The sequence below is a fragment of the Vagococcus sp. 211 genome (genome assembly GCF_056322705.1).
The window spans coordinates 840,528-856,191 of record NZ_CM150475.1 but is presented as its reverse complement, the minus strand read 5'-3'; the positions used below and the strand labels follow the sequence as shown (position 1 = coordinate 856,191).

General features: G+C 36.9%; 15 protein-coding genes. 1 reads left to right on the top strand and 14 read right to left on the bottom strand.

All coding sequences use genetic code 11. From position 1 onward, the window contains the following. The 9 genes from purQ to trxB all read right to left on the bottom strand — a co-directional run bounded on the left by purQ (nt 1) and on the right by trxB (nt 7,960). Entirely contained in the window at nt 1–678 is a 678-nt protein-coding gene (gene purQ, locus ACVWM0_RS04270) for a phosphoribosylformylglycinamidine synthase subunit PurQ (protein WP_476473389.1), read from the bottom strand. Nucleotide 679: 1 nt separating this feature from the next. After that, on the bottom strand, nt 680–931 hold the full coding sequence (purS, locus tag ACVWM0_RS04265) for a phosphoribosylformylglycinamidine synthase subunit PurS (RefSeq protein ID WP_476473388.1): 252 nt from the start codon (nt 929–931) through the stop codon (nt 680–682). Then, on the bottom strand, nt 931–1,644 hold the full coding sequence (gene purC, locus ACVWM0_RS04260) for a phosphoribosylaminoimidazolesuccinocarboxamide synthase (protein WP_476473658.1): 714 nt from the start codon (nt 1,642–1,644) through the stop codon (nt 931–933). Before purC ends, purS begins: the two co-directional genes overlap by 1 nt. Before the next feature lie 219 nt (nt 1,645–1,863). Then, nucleotides 1,864–3,156, bottom strand: coding sequence for an adenylosuccinate lyase (gene purB / locus ACVWM0_RS04255; RefSeq protein ID WP_476473387.1), 1,293 nt, complete (start codon nt 3,154–3,156; stop codon nt 1,864–1,866). Nucleotides 3,157–3,158: 2 nt separating this feature from the next. Continuing rightward, the gene (gene purK, locus ACVWM0_RS04250; protein WP_476473386.1) at nt 3,159–4,292 is read right to left on the bottom strand and encodes a 5-(carboxyamino)imidazole ribonucleotide synthase; all 1,134 of its coding nucleotides are present in this window, start codon (nt 4,290–4,292) and stop codon (nt 3,159–3,161) included. After that, nucleotides 4,285–4,770 carry a 5-(carboxyamino)imidazole ribonucleotide mutase gene (gene purE, locus ACVWM0_RS04245; protein WP_476473657.1) on the bottom strand — a complete coding sequence of 162 codons (486 nt, stop codon included), beginning with the start codon at nt 4,768–4,770 and terminating at the stop codon, nt 4,285–4,287. The genes purK and purE overlap by 8 nt, the downstream gene beginning before the upstream one ends. A 140-nt stretch (nt 4,771–4,910) precedes the next feature. Next, entirely contained in the window at nt 4,911–5,207 is a 297-nt protein-coding gene (locus tag ACVWM0_RS04240) for an ArsR/SmtB family transcription factor (protein WP_476473656.1), read from the bottom strand. A 24-nt stretch (nt 5,208–5,231) separates the two neighbouring features. Further along, nucleotides 5,232–6,950 (bottom strand): phospho-sugar mutase, encoded by a 1,719-nt coding sequence (locus ACVWM0_RS04235; protein WP_476473385.1) that lies wholly within the window; start codon nt 6,948–6,950, stop codon nt 5,232–5,234. A gap of 95 nt (nt 6,951–7,045) precedes the next feature. Next, entirely contained in the window at nt 7,046–7,960 is a 915-nt protein-coding gene (trxB, locus tag ACVWM0_RS04230; protein ID WP_476473384.1) for a thioredoxin-disulfide reductase, read from the bottom strand. Nucleotides 7,961–8,196: 236 nt separating this feature from the next. On the opposite strand from trxB, the gene ACVWM0_RS04225 reads away from it, so the two are divergent. Then, nucleotides 8,197–9,372 (top strand): FtsW/RodA/SpoVE family cell cycle protein, encoded by a 1,176-nt coding sequence (locus tag ACVWM0_RS04225; protein ID WP_476473383.1) that lies wholly within the window; start codon nt 8,197–8,199, stop codon nt 9,370–9,372. A gap of 88 nt (nt 9,373–9,460) precedes the next feature. On the opposite strand, the gene ftsX is transcribed toward ACVWM0_RS04225, so the two are convergent. The 5 genes from ftsX to hpf form a co-directional block, all read right to left on the bottom strand. Further along, nucleotides 9,461–10,348: a permease-like cell division protein FtsX gene (ftsX, locus tag ACVWM0_RS04220; protein WP_476473382.1), complete on the bottom strand. Its 888-nt coding sequence runs from the start codon at nt 10,346–10,348 to the stop codon at nt 9,461–9,463. Beyond that, nucleotides 10,341–11,027, bottom strand: coding sequence for a cell division ATP-binding protein FtsE (gene ftsE / locus ACVWM0_RS04215; RefSeq protein WP_476473381.1), 687 nt, complete (start codon nt 11,025–11,027; stop codon nt 10,341–10,343). Before ftsE ends, ftsX begins: the two co-directional genes overlap by 8 nt. Before the next feature lie 142 nt (nt 11,028–11,169). After that, a protein-coding gene (gene prfB, locus ACVWM0_RS04210; protein ID WP_476473380.1) for a peptide chain release factor 2 occupies nt 11,170–12,274 on the bottom strand; the annotation gives its coding sequence in 2 pieces (ribosomal slippage) (nt 11,170–12,201 and nt 12,203–12,274; 1,104 coding nt in all). A 57-nt stretch (nt 12,275–12,331) separates the two neighbouring features. Continuing rightward, on the bottom strand, nt 12,332–14,860 hold the full coding sequence (gene secA, locus ACVWM0_RS04205) for a preprotein translocase subunit SecA (protein WP_476473379.1): 2,529 nt from the start codon (nt 14,858–14,860) through the stop codon (nt 12,332–12,334). 177 nt (nt 14,861–15,037) lie between these two features. After that, nucleotides 15,038–15,586, bottom strand: a complete 549-nt coding sequence (hpf, locus tag ACVWM0_RS04200) for a ribosome hibernation-promoting factor, HPF/YfiA family (protein WP_476473378.1) — start codon at nt 15,584–15,586, stop codon at nt 15,038–15,040. Between the last annotated feature and the right edge of the window lie 78 nt (nt 15,587–15,664).

Below are 15,664 nucleotides of genomic sequence, written 5' to 3'. Positions count from 1 at the left end.
TTAGGCAGTCACCTTTCTCATATAAGTCATCATTGATGTGAATAGTTTACGACCAGAATCGCTCCCAAGTAACTCCGTTGTAGCTCTTTCTGGATGGGGCATCATACCTAAGACATTTCCTGACTTGTTGGTAATCCCTGCAATCTGTTCTAAGCTACCATTAGGATTTTCTCCTTCGTAGGTAAAAATAATTTGATTATTTTCCTTTAACTCAGCTAAGGTTGCCTCATCGCAGTAATAATTACCTTCTCCATGAGCAATAGGTAACTGGAGAGTCTCGTGCAATGCGTAATCTAAGGTAAACGGCGTTTGATTATTCATTACCTTGACAGGGACCGTTTTACAGGCGAACTTTAAGGATGTATTTTTAAGTAACACTCCCGGAAGTAGCCCGGCTTCTGTTAAAATTTGAAACCCATTACACGTCCCAAAAACAGGTTTTCCTTCTCTAGCAAAACGTGTCACCTCAGACATAATAGGCGAAAATTGAGCAATGGCTCCACACCTTAAATAGTCGCCATATGAAAAACCACCTGGAATCAGTACTGCATCATATCCCTCTAAACTCGTCTCTGTATGTTTTACGTAAGAAACATCTTCGTCTAATACTTCCTTAATGGCCATAAATAAATCAACATCACAGTTAGATCCAGGGAAAACAATGACTGCGACCTTCATCTTATTCTGCCTCCTTTATCTCAAAATGATAGGTTTCCATCGTTATGTTTGCGAGCAACTTATCACATAACTCATCTACCATCTGTTCAGCAATTTCTCTCGTTTCAGCTTGAATCGTAACATCAAAGTATTTTCCCATTTTAACGTCAGATACTTCCTGATAACCTAGTCGATGCATGGTTCCTTCTAGCACCTCTGCTTGTGGATTTAGAACACTGGCTTTATAGCTAACATACACTCTAACGTTATACATTATATCGTCTCCTTTTTTTGTTGGTTTAACCGTTGCAATACTTCCTCATATATTGGGATAATGTCTCCTGAATCGTGCCGGTAAATATCTTTATCAAGAGAACGTCCATCCGTTACATCCCACAAGCGACACGTATCAGGGGAAATTTCATCAGATAGAAGAATCGCTCCGTTGTTTGATTTTCCAAATTCTAGTTTAAAATCTATCAGTAGTAGCCCACTTGTTAAAAAAAGCTTAGTTAACACTTTGTTAATTAATAACGCTTGTTCTGTCAAATATGCGACCTCTTCTCTCGTAGCGATGCCTAAAAAATCAATATGAGAGGCATTGATAAACGGATCATCCAGTGCGTCCTTCTTATAATAAAATTCAACAATCGGCTTCCCTAACACCGTTCCTTCTTTGACTCCCAATCGCTTAGTAAAGCTTCCAGTCGCTCTATTTCGTACAACCACTTCCAATGGGATAATTGCGACTTCCTTCACCAATTGCTCTGTTTCAGATATCTGCTTTATAAAGTGATGGTGAATGCCTTGTTCAGTCAGATGCTCAAATACAAGAGCGGTAATCTGATTGTTCAAAGCTCCCTTTCCTTCAATCCTATCCTTTTTTTTACCATTCAATGCCGTTGCCTGATCTAAATAGTCTAACCGAAGAACCCCTTCCATTTCTGTTTTATACACGTTTTTAGCTTTTCCTTGATACAAAACCATTGATTCCAATCGTTTTTCCTCCTAAATAGAAACGTTAATGTGATAAAATACGAAATTCGTACGCCTTATTCACTTGAAGCTTACCAAGCATTACAAACAAGGTCAACCATAACATTAACTATTTATTCAAAAAAAAGGTAATCGTTCGTGTTTAATTGAATTTTAGGTATTTTTAAAAATAAAAAAAAGCCCGTGATTTTATATCACGAACTTTAATTCTTATAAACCGACACGAGTAAAAATATCATCCACCCGTTTTAAATGATAGTTGTAATCAAAAGCATCATCCAGCTCTTCTGGTGATAAGACTGATGTGATGGCTTCATCTGCTTCTAATAACGGTCTAAATTGAGTTTGATTATCCCAAGCATAGGCTGTTTTTGGCTGAACCAAATCATAAGCTGCCTCTCGCGACATGCCATGATCTATCAGTTTTAACAAGACTCTTTGACTATAAATCAACCCATATGTTGCGTCCATATTACGCAACATATTTTCAGGAAAGACCGTTAAATTCTTAACGATATTACCGAAACGATTCAACATGTAATTTAACAGAATTGTTGTATCTGGAACAATGATACGCTCAGCTGAAGAATGTGAAATATCTCTTTCATGCCACAACGACACATTTTCATAAGCTGTTAACATATGGCCTCTAACCACACGAGCTAAACCAGACATATTTTCAGAACCGATTGGGTTACGTTTGTGTGGCATAGCTGACGATCCTTTTTGTCCTTTGGCAAAAAACTCTTCTACCTCACGTGTTTCAGATTTTTGCAAGCCTCTAATCTCTGTGGCAAATTTTTCAATACTTGTGGCAATTAATGCCATCGCACTAAAATACTCAGCGTGTAAATCTCTTGGTAACACTTGAGTTGATATTTCTTGTGCTCGAATACCTAAACGTTCACAGACATATTCTTCTACAAATGGTGGCGTGTTAGCAAACGTGCCAACTGCGCCACTCACTTTCCCTGCTTCAACGCCCTTAGCTGCATGCTCAAAACGCTCAACATTTCGTTTCATTTCTGAATACCACAAAGCCAGTTTCAATCCAAAGGTAGTAGGTTCTGCATGAACACCGTGGGTTCTCCCCATCATCACTGTGTATTTGTGCTCTCTCGCTTTTTCACCAATAATTTCTGTGAATCGTTGCAAATCTGCCCGTAAAATATCATTGGCTTGTTTTAATAAATACCCGTAAGCAGTATCCACAACATCTGTACTTGTTAAGCCATAATGCACCCATTTTCTTTCTTCTCCTAGGGTCTCTGATACAGCTCTTGTAAAGGCAACAACATCATGTTTTGTTTCTTCTTCGATCTCTAAAATACGTTGGACATCAAAACTTGCGTTGTCTCGAATTTTTTTGGCATCTTCCTTTGGTATGTCACCAAGTTCTGCCCATGCCTCATCTGCTAAAATTTCTACTTCTAACCAGGCTTTATAGCGATTTTCATCCGTCCAAATATTCCCCATTTCAGGTCTTGTGTAACGTTCTAACATAGTCATTTCCTTTCTTTTTTCCAGATTGTGGTACATTCCGCTTCATCTAGCGTCTCTCTTATACTCTCTGATAATATCGTAATATGGCCCATTTTTCTACCTTTTTTAAGCTCATTTTTACCATAATAATGAAAAAACCACTCTTTCTTCACATTTAAGTAATCCAGTGAGCGTGTCTGTTCTTCTCCAATCAAGTTATACATCACAGCATCTGAAAATAAAACCACTTCTGGCATTCCCCATCCACAAATCCCTCTAATATGGGCATCAAACTGGCTCATTGAACAAGCTTCTAGTGAATAATGACCAGAATTATGTGGTCTAGGAGCTATTTCATTAACAATAATTTCTTCCTCTTTTGTAATAAATAATTCAACCGTTATTGTCCCCACACTTTTTAATGCTTTCGCGATGTCTAGTCCAATTGCGAGACATCTTTTTTGGCACTCTGCTGTTAACTGGGCGGGAATAACACTCCGATGTAAGATATTCTGATGATGCTTATTTTCAGCTAAAGGAAACACACTATATTCTCCCTGTGGGTTCCCAGAAATAATGACTGATACTTCTTTTTCAAACATGATCCATTCTTCTAAGACACAGGGGGTATTGGCACACAAGTTAGACGCTTCTTCTACATCAGTAATTCCTTTAAGCACAACTTGTCCTTTACCATCATATCCCCCTTCTGATGTCTTAAGAACACAAGGAAACCCTAGTGTCTTAATCCCTTGTTCTAAGTCAGCTTGATTATTAACGACACAAAAATCTGCAATAGGAAGTCCTAAAAATTTAAGGCATTCTTTTTCTCTTTCTCTGTTCTGACTGACTTCTAATAAGCGTAATCCTTGTGGCAATTTTTGTAAAAAAAATGGTTTAGTCAAAACATGGCTATCAATGTTCTCAAACTCATAGGTTAGCACATCTGATTGATGGCCTAATGCTTCCAGTTTTACCTCATCATCATAATCCCCTTGTATTGACCAATCTGCTACTTGTGAGGCTGGACAATCAGGTGTTGGATCTAACACGCCTACTCTGTATCCCATGCTTTTAGCACTTAATGCCATCATTTGTCCTAATTGACCACCACCAATAATTCCTATTGTACTCCCGGGTTTTAACGTTTTAGTCAAGTTGTGCCTCACTTTCAAAGACCTCTTCTTTCATTTTTAGTCGATAATTGTCTAATTTTCTTTCTAATGTTGCATTAGTCATACTTAGCATCTGCACAGCCAATAAGCCTGCATTTTTCGCTCCAGCTTTGCCAATTGCGGTTGTTGCCACAGGTATACCTCCTGGCATTTGCACAATGGATAACAACGAATCTAAGCCATTCAGCGCTTGAGTTTGAATAGGCACACCTATCACAGGTAAGGTTGTGCTAGAAGCCACCATTCCTGGTAAATGAGCGGCTCCACCTGCACCTGCAATAATCACACCTATCCCATTCTTTCTTGCTTCAGTAGAAAAAGACATCATTTTCTCAGGCGTTCTATGGGCTGACACAATGTGCTTATCATAGGTAACACCAAATTCTTCCAATATGTCACAAGCTAGACTCATTGTGGACCAATCTGAAATACTTCCCATTATTACCGCAACTTTCAATATTCGTCATCCTCTCCTTTTTTAATCATCTTAACAACATAAAACATCAAGGTCAAACATTACACGTATTTTATTAAAAAAATAAAGGTAATTGTTCGTCTTTTTGTTAGAGGCAAAAAAAACTTAGAGTCTCCTCTAAGTTTTTAATGTACGTGATTCGTATGAGTAAACGTGGCTTGTAAAATATCAATGACATGTTGATCGTCCAAAGAATAGTAGACGGTCTTCCCCTCTTTACGCGTCTTTACTAAATGATGATCTCTTAATATTTTGAGCTGATGAGAAACAGCAGACTGCTCCATATCTAATACAGTTGTTATCGCGGTGACATTCTTCTCACCCTCAGACAAAGCTATCAAAATTTTGAGTCTTGTGGGGTCTCCTAAACTCTTAAAAAATTTACTGACTTTTTGGATATTATTATCTGTTACAAATTCTATTGACACATTATCACTTCCTTTAAACTACTTCGTCAATAGTTCAATATCTTTCATAAACATGTTTCGTTTATTTGTTGCCTCTTCAGCCGTAGTGCCTACTGTGCTAATATAAAATTTAATCTTAGGTTCTGTCCCTGAAGGACGAATCGCTACCCAACTACCATCCGCTAATAAATATTTCAACACATTTGATGACGGTAAATCAATGCTTTCTTTTGATCCATCCGTAAATTGGCGCTCTTTTGTTTGATAATCTTCCGTCGCTAATACCTTGATGCCACCAAATTCTGTTGCTGGTGCGTTACGTGCTGAAGTTAAAATCTCTCGAATTTTTTCTTGCCCCTCTTTTCCAGCAAGGGTAACAGATATTGTTTTTTCTTCAAAATAACCAAATTCTTCATATATTTCAATCAACGCATCGTATAATGTCATACCTTTTTCCTTATAATAAACCGCCACTTCTGCTAAAAGAACCATCGCTTGTACGGCATCTTTATCTCTTGCAAAGGATTTAACTAAATAACCATAACTTTCTTCAAATCCAAATAGGAATTCTCCCGATTGCTCGGTCTCAAAAGATTCAATTTTTTCTGCGATAAATTTAAAACCTGTCAAAACATTTATCATCTCTACATTGTGTTTTTGACACACACGTGTGGGTAAATCACTGGATACAATCGATTTAACTACTTTCCCATTTTGTGGCAGTTCACCAAGTTCTGATAACTGTTTCAAAATGTAATCAATCATCAAGGTTCCCAATTGATTTCCTGTCAGAATCTGGTACGTTCCTTTAGGCGTTAGAATAGCAGCCCCCATACGGTCTGCATCAGGATCTGTCGCAACTAATAATTCTGCTCCCACTTTTTGCCCTAATGTTTTAGCATACTCAAAAGCGGCTTCTTCCTCTGGATTCGGAGAGACTACCGTAGTAAAATCTGGATCTGGTATCGCTTGTTCAGGAACTAAGGTCACCTTTGTAAAACCTGCGTTCACTAAAGCACGCTCACCTAACATGGCTCCCGTTCCGTGAAGTGGACTAAAAACAAGGGATAAATCAGAACCTGAACGTTTAACAAGCTCTGGGTTAACGGTTACTGTTTTTACTGCTTCTAAATAAGCCTCATCGATTTCTTTACCAACCATGGTAACGTAAGCTTCTTTTTGCTCAGCTGTCGCTAATTCAATGATTAGTGGGTTATCAATGTTTTTAATAAACCCTGTCAACTGCTCTGCAAAGTCTGGTGCAATTTGTCCACCATCTGGCCCATATACTTTATAGCCATTATAAGCAGGTGGATTATGACTTGCTGTTACCATAATACCCGCCGCGCACCCTAGATAACGAACAGCAAAAGATAATTCAGGTGTTGGTCTTAAACTTTCAAAAACATAGGCTTTAATACCATGACTTGCTAATACTTCCGCTGCAATCATAGAAAACTCAGGCGATTGATGTCTCGAATCATAAGCGATAACAACGCCATTGTTCTTTGCCTCTTCTCCTAATGTTTCTAAATAAAGAGCAAGACCAGTCGTAGCCTGTCTCACTGTATACGTATTCATTCTATTAATACCTGCTCCAATAATCCCACGCATGCCAGCGGTTCCAAATGACAGCGGTTGGTAGAAAGCGTCCTCAATTAATTCAGGATGAGTCGCTAAATGTTTCATATCCTCTTTCACTAAATTATCTAAATTGTCATGCGCTGCCCATTGTTTATATGTTGTTTCAAATGACACTCAAATCCACTCCCTAACGATAGTCTATACCTCATTATACCCTTTTTGAAAAAAAATAAGTAGCCGTTTAGCTACTTATTTCCTTCTCAATTCAATTAGTCTAATTCAGTAATATATTTGTATACTTCTTGACCGGCAATACTTCCATCACCAACAGCTGTGGCAATCTGACGTAAGACTGTCTCTCTGACGTCACCAATAGCATAAACACCAGGAATGCTTGTTTCCATATGCTCATTGGTTACTATCCAACCGTTTTCGTTAGTAATTCCTAAGTCTTTAAATGGCTCAGTGAGTGGGTCTAAACCGATATATACGAAAATACCTTCTGCTTCTACTGTTGATTCTTCCCCTGTTTGTGTGTCTTTTAATGTTAAAGACGTCACTTTCACACCATCTCCATTAATAGATAGAGGTGTTTTGTTCCATAAGAAATCAACTTTCTCATTTTTAAACGCACGGTCTTGTAAGATTTTTTGTGCTCTTAGTTCATCACGGCGGTGAACAATGGTTACTTTGCTGGCAAATTGCGTCAAGTATAGCCCTTCTTCAACAGCTGAATCTCCTCCACCAATAACATATAGATGGCGGTCTTTAAAGAAAGCACCATCACACACAGCACAGTAAGAAACCCCGCGTCCTGCTAACTCCTCTTCGCCAGGCACCCCAATTTTACGATGATCACTACCTGAAGCAATAATAACTGTCTTAGCTTCATATGTTTCATCTTCAGTGATGACTTTTCTAATAGAGCCTTCTGTTTCTAATTTTACAACGTTCCCATAAGCATGTGTTGCCCCAAAATTAGATGAGTTTTCATACATTTTTAATGCTAAGTCTGGCCCTTCAATCGAAGCAAAACCAGGGTAGTTTTCTACCTCAGCCGTGTTCATTAATTGTCCACCAGGCGCTCCTCTTTCAATCACTAATACTGATAAATCTGCACGCGAAGCATACAAAGCTGCAGTCATCCCTCCAGGACCTGCACCAATAACAATAACATCATACATAACGATTCCTCCAAATCTCTATTTCGTCTTTAACTTTACCCGTTAAACAAATAAAAGTCTATTCATTTGTTTATGAGTTTTTTTAAAGGTTCGTTGTGAATCATAAAATAATTCATTAAATTCATTATTAGTTCATGATTTAGACGCTATTTAGTGGTATAGTAATTAAGTTATGTGTCTATATCTATAACAGGCACACTTACGTCTCAGACGAAAGTGATCAAAGGAGACTAAAAATGACTCGAAACAAACAAAAGAAAAAGAACATCACTATCAATTATGGCTTGCTATTACCTATATTTCTCATGCTAACCCTCAGTGTTTGGTTTCAGTATTGGGTAGCGGTTTATGATAACCATTCTGGTGTTCAACAAGCCTTAAAACAATTTATTTTTGTCGTTTTAGGATTCGGTGCAATGTTTTTAATCAAACTTATTAACAAAAAAATAATTTGGAGACTTGTTCCATGGCTCTATCTTTTATCTTTACTCCTCATGGCATCTTTGTATTTTTATTATGATGCTTCCATGTATGCTTTAACTAATACAAAACGTTGGATAGATATTGCTGGGTTCAAATTCCAACCTTCAGAACTTGCTAAAATTTCTTATATTCTATTCATTTCAAGAGAACTTATCAAGTACGATTTAAAGACTGAAAAACAAACAATTCAAACAGATATCGCTTTATTAAAGCAATTAATCCTGTATAGTCTTCCTCTTTTTGCCCTTATGTTCATGCAAAAAGATTTTGGAACCTCATTGGTTTTCCTTATCGTTCTAGGAGCAATGCTAATTGCTGCTGGTGTTGATTGGCGAATCATCGGTACTCTCGCAGGTATTTTAACTCTTATTGGGGGACTTCTCATTTTCTTAGTCTTTACAGATTCTGGACACACTATCCTCAATAAGCTTCATTTTAAACAATACCAACTTAACCGAGTTTTGGCTTGGGCAAATCCTTTTGACTACGCTGATTCCATTGGTTACCAGCAAGTACAAGGTTTGGTAGCTATTGGTTCTGGCGGATTATTTGGTAAAGGAGCCTCAGGTATCGATGTTTATGTACCTGTAAGAGAATCTGATATGATTTTCACCTTCGTTGGTGAAGCATATGGTTTCTTAGGAAGCTCCTTTGTTATTTTGCTGTATTTCTACCTCTTCTTCCAAATTTTCTACGCTGGATTAAGAAGTAACTCTAAATTTAATATTTATATTGCTGTTGGTATTGTCTTCATGCTTGTTTTCCAAACCTTCGAAAACATTGGGGCTTCTGTCGGTCTGCTCCCTTTAACAGGTATTCCCTTACCTTTCTTAAGTCAAGGAGGAACCGCTCTAGTATCAACCATGATGGCGCTAGGTCTCGTTTTTGAAATTAATATTGATGACCCTCATCAGCAAGACATGTTATAATCCTATCAAAACACTTCCATTGATGACAATGGGAGTGTTTTTTTATACAAAAAAACTGCCACCCTTATAAGAATGACAGTTTTATCTTTTATACTTTTAAGAAACGTCTCATGGATAGGACTGATCCTAAGGAACCAATCACCATACCAATCGCAATTAAAAAGAGATTTAATTTGAATACTAAGGCTCCTGGACTAACTAAGTCATAAGAAGCTGTGGCAATCATACTTTTAGTAAAAATATAATAGACTTGCGAATACCCAAATGATATTAATAATAATGGGACAATCGAGCCTAATACGCCAATAAAAGCACCTTCAATAAAGAACGGCCAACGGATAAAACCATTTTTAGCTCCAACTAATCGCATAATTTGAATTTCTCTTTTTCGTGAAATAATGGTAATTCTAATTGTATTAGAAATCAAAAATACCGCTACCGCAATTAAGAATACTCCAGCGATACTACCCCATAATCTCACATTTTCTGAAATTTTAAATAGCTTATCAGAGTTTTGTCCACCATAATCTGCTTTATACACGTTAGGCAATTCCCCAGCGTCTTTAGCAATTTTTTTGATAGAATCTGAATCTTTCGCCGTCAAAATGTAAACATCATACAACGGGTTTTCATCGCCTTCAAATAGTTTCCAAGTGTCACCAAGTTTATCTGTTAGTTTTTTATACTCGTTTTGTTTGCTAGAAAAAGTTACTTTGGTTACATTATCTACCTTGTTAAGCTCTTTTCCTAAGGCTTCAATCTCTTTTTCTTTGGTTCCAATATCAACGAAAACAGAAACATCAACGTTTTTGTTAATATCATCAGCAATTTTTGTCACATTTAAAATAACCGTTAAAAAGATACCAACTAATGTCAACGTGACTGTTACAGCACTAACAGAGGCTAATGTCATCCAACCGTTACGCTTTAAGTTTTTTAATGCACTACCTATATGTCTAAAAAAGTTTCTAATCATCGTATCCGTAATCCCCCTCGTCTTGGTCTCTTGTGATGCGACCACTTTCAATAGCGATAACACGGTGACGAATTTCATTCACAATCATACTATTATGAGTTGCCATAACTACAGTCGTTCCTTGACTATTGATACGTTCTAATAAATCCATAATTTCCCATGAATTTTCCGGATCTAAATTTCCTGTTGGTTCATCGGCAATTAAAATCTTTGGTGTATTAACAATCGCACGAGCAATGGCCACACGTTGTTGCTCCCCACCAGATAATTCGTTAGGGAACATACGAACTTTATGTTTTAGACCAACTAGATCCAATACTTCCATCACACGTTTCTTAATCTCACGTGGTTTTTTACCGATAACAAACATAGCATAAGCCACATTCTCATAAACTGTTTTTTGTGTTAACAATTTATAATCTTGGAATACTGTTCCTATCTCTCTTCTAAGATAAGGAACGTTCCGATTTTTTATGGTTAACAAATCATAACCGCATACTTCAAGAGACCCTTTTGTCGCTTTTTCCTCACGATACATTAGTTTAATGAAGGTTGATTTACCAGCCCCACTTGGCCCTACAACATAAACAAATTCTCCTTGATTAATATTAACAGAGATATTTCTTAAGGCTGTCGTTCCATTAGAATATTTTTTAGTTACTTTTTTCATTTCAATCATTAATGTCTTCCCAACTTTCTTTTTATCAATGATTATCGATCATTCAAGCAATAATTACATTAAGTATAACATGTCTTATTGATTTTTATGTGTACATTTACGTTACATTTATGTTTCAAGGAGTAATAAATCAAATAATCCTTTATTTCTCTAAATGCCATCTTAGGTAAGCATCCATAAAACCGTCTAAATCGCCATCCATAACACCTTGAACATTTCCTACTTCGTGATCTGTTCGATGATCTTTGACCATTGAATACGGATGAAACACATAAGAACGAATCTGTGAGCCCCAACCAATTTCTAGTTGCTCCCCACGGATTTCTGCCTCATGTTGTTCTTTTTTCTCAACTTCAAGTTGATGTAACTTAGATTTCAACATACCCATAGCTTGTTCTCTATTCTTTAATTGAGAGCGCTGGGCTTGGCTTGTCACAACAATGCCTGATGGTATGTGTGTGATTCGAATCGCAGAATCTGTCTTATTGACATGTTGTCCACCCGCACCACTTGCTCTGTAAGTATCAACTTTAAGGTCATCTGTATTAATATCTATTTCAATGTCCCCTACAAGCTCAGGCATAATATCAACAGAACAAAAAGAAGTGTGTCGTCGACTGTTAGAGTCAAATGGTGAGATTCTGACTAATCGATGTACGCCACGCTCTGATTTCAAATAACCAAAAGCATTATGTCCTTTAATTAATAGCGTCACACTCTTAATCCCAGCCTCATCACCTGCTAGGTAATCTAGGGTTTCAACTTTAAAGCCACGTCGCTCAGCCCATCTAGTATACATTCTTAATAGCATACTGCCCCAGTCTTGTGATTCTGTTCCACCTGCACCTGGATGTAATTCTAAAATAGCGTTATTACTATCATACTCACCACTAAGAAGTTGAGTTAATTCAAAGTCGTTAATGATGGTCTCCATCTTAGTTGTGCTCTCTTGTAATTCTGATACTAACTCATCATCCTCTTCTTCAATAGCCATTTCAAAGAGTAATTCTAATTCTTCTAGCCCATTTTCCATCTTTTTAAAGGTATCATATTGAGCTTTTAATTGATTGCTTTCATCAATGACTAATTGAGCTTCTCTTGAATCATCCCAAAAACTTGGATCTGTCATTTTAAATTCTGATTCTGCAATCGCCTCTTCTAAGCCTTCTAAGTCAAAGAGACCCCCTGAAGTTGTCGATTTTATGCGTTAATCCTTCGATTTTCACTCTAATTTCACTTAATTCCATGTTGTTCTTCCTCTCAAAAAAAGTAAAGCGACTCAGTTGGACTAAGTCGCTTACGTTTTAAACTGGTTTACCGTGACAGTTTTTATATTTTTTACCACTACCACAAGGGCAAGCGTCATTTCTTCCAGTTGTTGCTTCTACTTTGACAGGTTGACGTTTCTCGTTCTTAGAAACAGTTCCTTGCTCTTCTGTCGGTTGTATTGCTTCACCTTGAGCCACTTGTTCTCTTTGAACGTTTTGTCTGATTTCGGCTTTCATGAATAAACGCGTTACTTCGTATTCAATCGCTCCCACCATGTCATTATACATTTGGTAACCTTCTGTTTGGTAATCTACTAATGGATTATTTTGACCGTACGCTCTTAAACCAATAGACTCACGTAATTGATCCATTGTATCAATATGATCTGTCCACTTAGTATCCACCACTCGTAAAATAACTACTTTTTGGAATTCTAACAGTTGTTCTGAACTGTCTAATATTTCAGCTTTTTCTGTGTAGTTTTCTTTTGCTTTATTGAAAATAACTTCTTTCATTTCAGCAGGTGTTTTATTTTCTAAATCGCTTAATGAAATATCATCCTCATGGGTAATCGTTGCTCCAGCGAAGTCAACTAATCCTTGGATATTCCAATTAGCCTTTTCACCTTGTGTATGACTCTCAATATAACGGTCAATCGTACGTTCTACCATGCCCATTAGTACTGGTTCTAAGTCTGTATCAGAAGTGATAACTTGATGACGTTGACGATAGATAACCTCACGTTGTTCTCTCATTACATCATCGTATTGTAGGACGTTTTTACGAGTATCGTAGTTATTACCTTCCACTCGTTTTTGAGCTGATTCTACTTGTTTTGTTAACATTTTACTTTGGATAACAGCATCTTCTTCTTCTAAGTTCATACGATCTAAGAAACTCTTAATACGTTCCGATCCAAAACGTTTCATCAGATCATCTTCAAGAGATAGGTAGAATTGTGTTACCCCCACATCTCCTTGACGACCTGAACGTCCACGTAACTGATTATCAATACGACGAGATTCATGACGTTCTGTCCCGATGACAGCCAATCCACCCGCTTCAATAACTCCCAATCCAAGACGGATATCTGTACCACGACCAGCCATGTTGGTAGCAATTGTCACGGCACCACGTTGACCAGCGTTCATGATAATTTCAGCTTCTTTAAAGTGATTTTTTGCATTCAAGACTTCGTGGGGGATATTATTTTTATTTAATAAATCTGACAATAATTCAGATGTTTCAACAGCTACTGTCCCTACAAGAACTGGTTGCCCGTTTTCATGTCGCTCTTTAATATCTCTTACCACTGCATCAAATTTACTTGATAACGTCGGGTATAATAAATCTGGACGATCGTCACGTGCTAATGGACGGTTTGTCGGGATTTGAATAACTTGCATGTTATAGATTTCTCTAAATTCTTCTTCTTCTGTTTTCGCTGTACCTGTCATACCTGACAATTTGTTATACATACGGAAGAAGTTTTGGTAAGTAATATTAGCCATTGTCTTCGTTTCATCTTCGATTTCAACGCCTTCTTTGGCTTCAATTGCTTGATGTAACCCGTCTGAGTAACGACGGCCATCCATGATACGACCCGTAAATTGGTCAACAATCATTACTTTGCCTTCTTGTACCACATAGTCAATATCTAAGATCATAATATAATTGGCTCTTAATGATTGATCTAAATAATGTGTTAATGATGTGTTTTCAATATCGTAAAGATTCGCCACGTTAAAATGAGCTTCTGCTTTATTGATACCCTCTTCAGTTAAACTGATTGTTTTAGATTGAACATCAATCTTATAATCTACTTCTGCCGTTAATGTTTTGACAAAATTATCGGTACGGTTATAAAGGGCTGTTGATTTTTCAGCTTGACCTGAAATAATTAACGGTGTACGAGCCTCATCGATTAAAATTGAGTCAACCTCATCCACAACAGCAAAGTTTAATGGACGTTGTACCATTTGTTCACGATAAACAACCATGTTATCTCTTAAATAGTCAAAGCCTAGTTCACTGTTTGTTGTATACGTAATATCACAAGCATACGCAAGTTTTTTTTCTTCTGATGATTTAGAGTTAATGTTTAAACCAACTGTTAAACCTAAGAAATTGTATAATTCGCCCATCTCACTCGCATCACGTGTTGAAAGATACTCATTTACTGTAACAACGTGAACACCTTTACCTGAAATAGCATTCAAGTATACAGGCATCGTTGCTGTTAATGTTTTACCTTCCCCTGTCTTCATCTCTGGAATGTTACCGTCATGTAAAACAATACCACCCATTAATTGGACTTTATAAGGGAAAAGTCCCAACACTCGTTTTGCAGCTTCACGAACAACAGCAAACGTTTCAACGAGTAAGTCATCTAACGTTTCACCTTTTTGATAACGCTCTTTAAACTCTTCTGTTTTTTCTTTAATTTGATCATCTGATAAAGCTTCCATTTGACCTTCTAATGCAATGATTTGATCCGCAATGTGACCTAATCGTTTTAATTCCTTTTTATCGTTCTCTATTAAATTCTTCAAAAAATTAGCCATTAATTTTATCTACCCTCTCATACTGTTCTTTTTCACTTCTAATTATAGAATGAGGTCATCTTTAACATTTTAGCATTAGTCGTCACAAATTTAAACTATTTATTCAAAAAAAAGAGCTTTTTATAAGGATTATCTATAAAAAACACCTACGAGCATCTCTCGCAGGTGTTTTTGTCTTTAATTTGTTTCAATTAAGCCATATTTTCCATCTTTACGTTTGTAGACAATACTTGTGCCGTTTGTTTCAGCATCTTCAAAAATGAAGAAGTTATGTCCTAACATATTCATTTGTAATACAGCTTCTTCACTATCCATAGGTTTCAATGATAGACGTTTTGTACGAACGATTTCTAAATCTGGTTCAGTTGTTGTATCTGCTGCAGCTGATTCAAAAATCGGTGTTGGTACTTCTAAAGCAGTCTCTCTTGATTTTCTGTTAATTTTTGTTTTATATTTTCTGATTTGACGCTCTAATTTATCAACTACTAGGTCAATACTTGCATATAAATCTGGTGATGTTTCTTCAGCTCTCAATACTAAGTAAGGAAGTGGTATCGTCACTTCAACTTTAGCTGTTTTGTCGTTATATACTTTCAAGTTAACATGGGCTGTTGATTCAGGCACGTTAGTAAAATAGCGCTCTAATTTACTAATTTTCTTTTCAACATACTCTCTAATTGCCTGAGTAACCTCAATGTTTTCTCCTCTAACGTTATATCTAAACATACTAATTACCCCTTTCGTCTATCACTCAAAGAGACAGGTTTCAGGACCACTCTTCCATCCATCTCTTCTTATTTATAT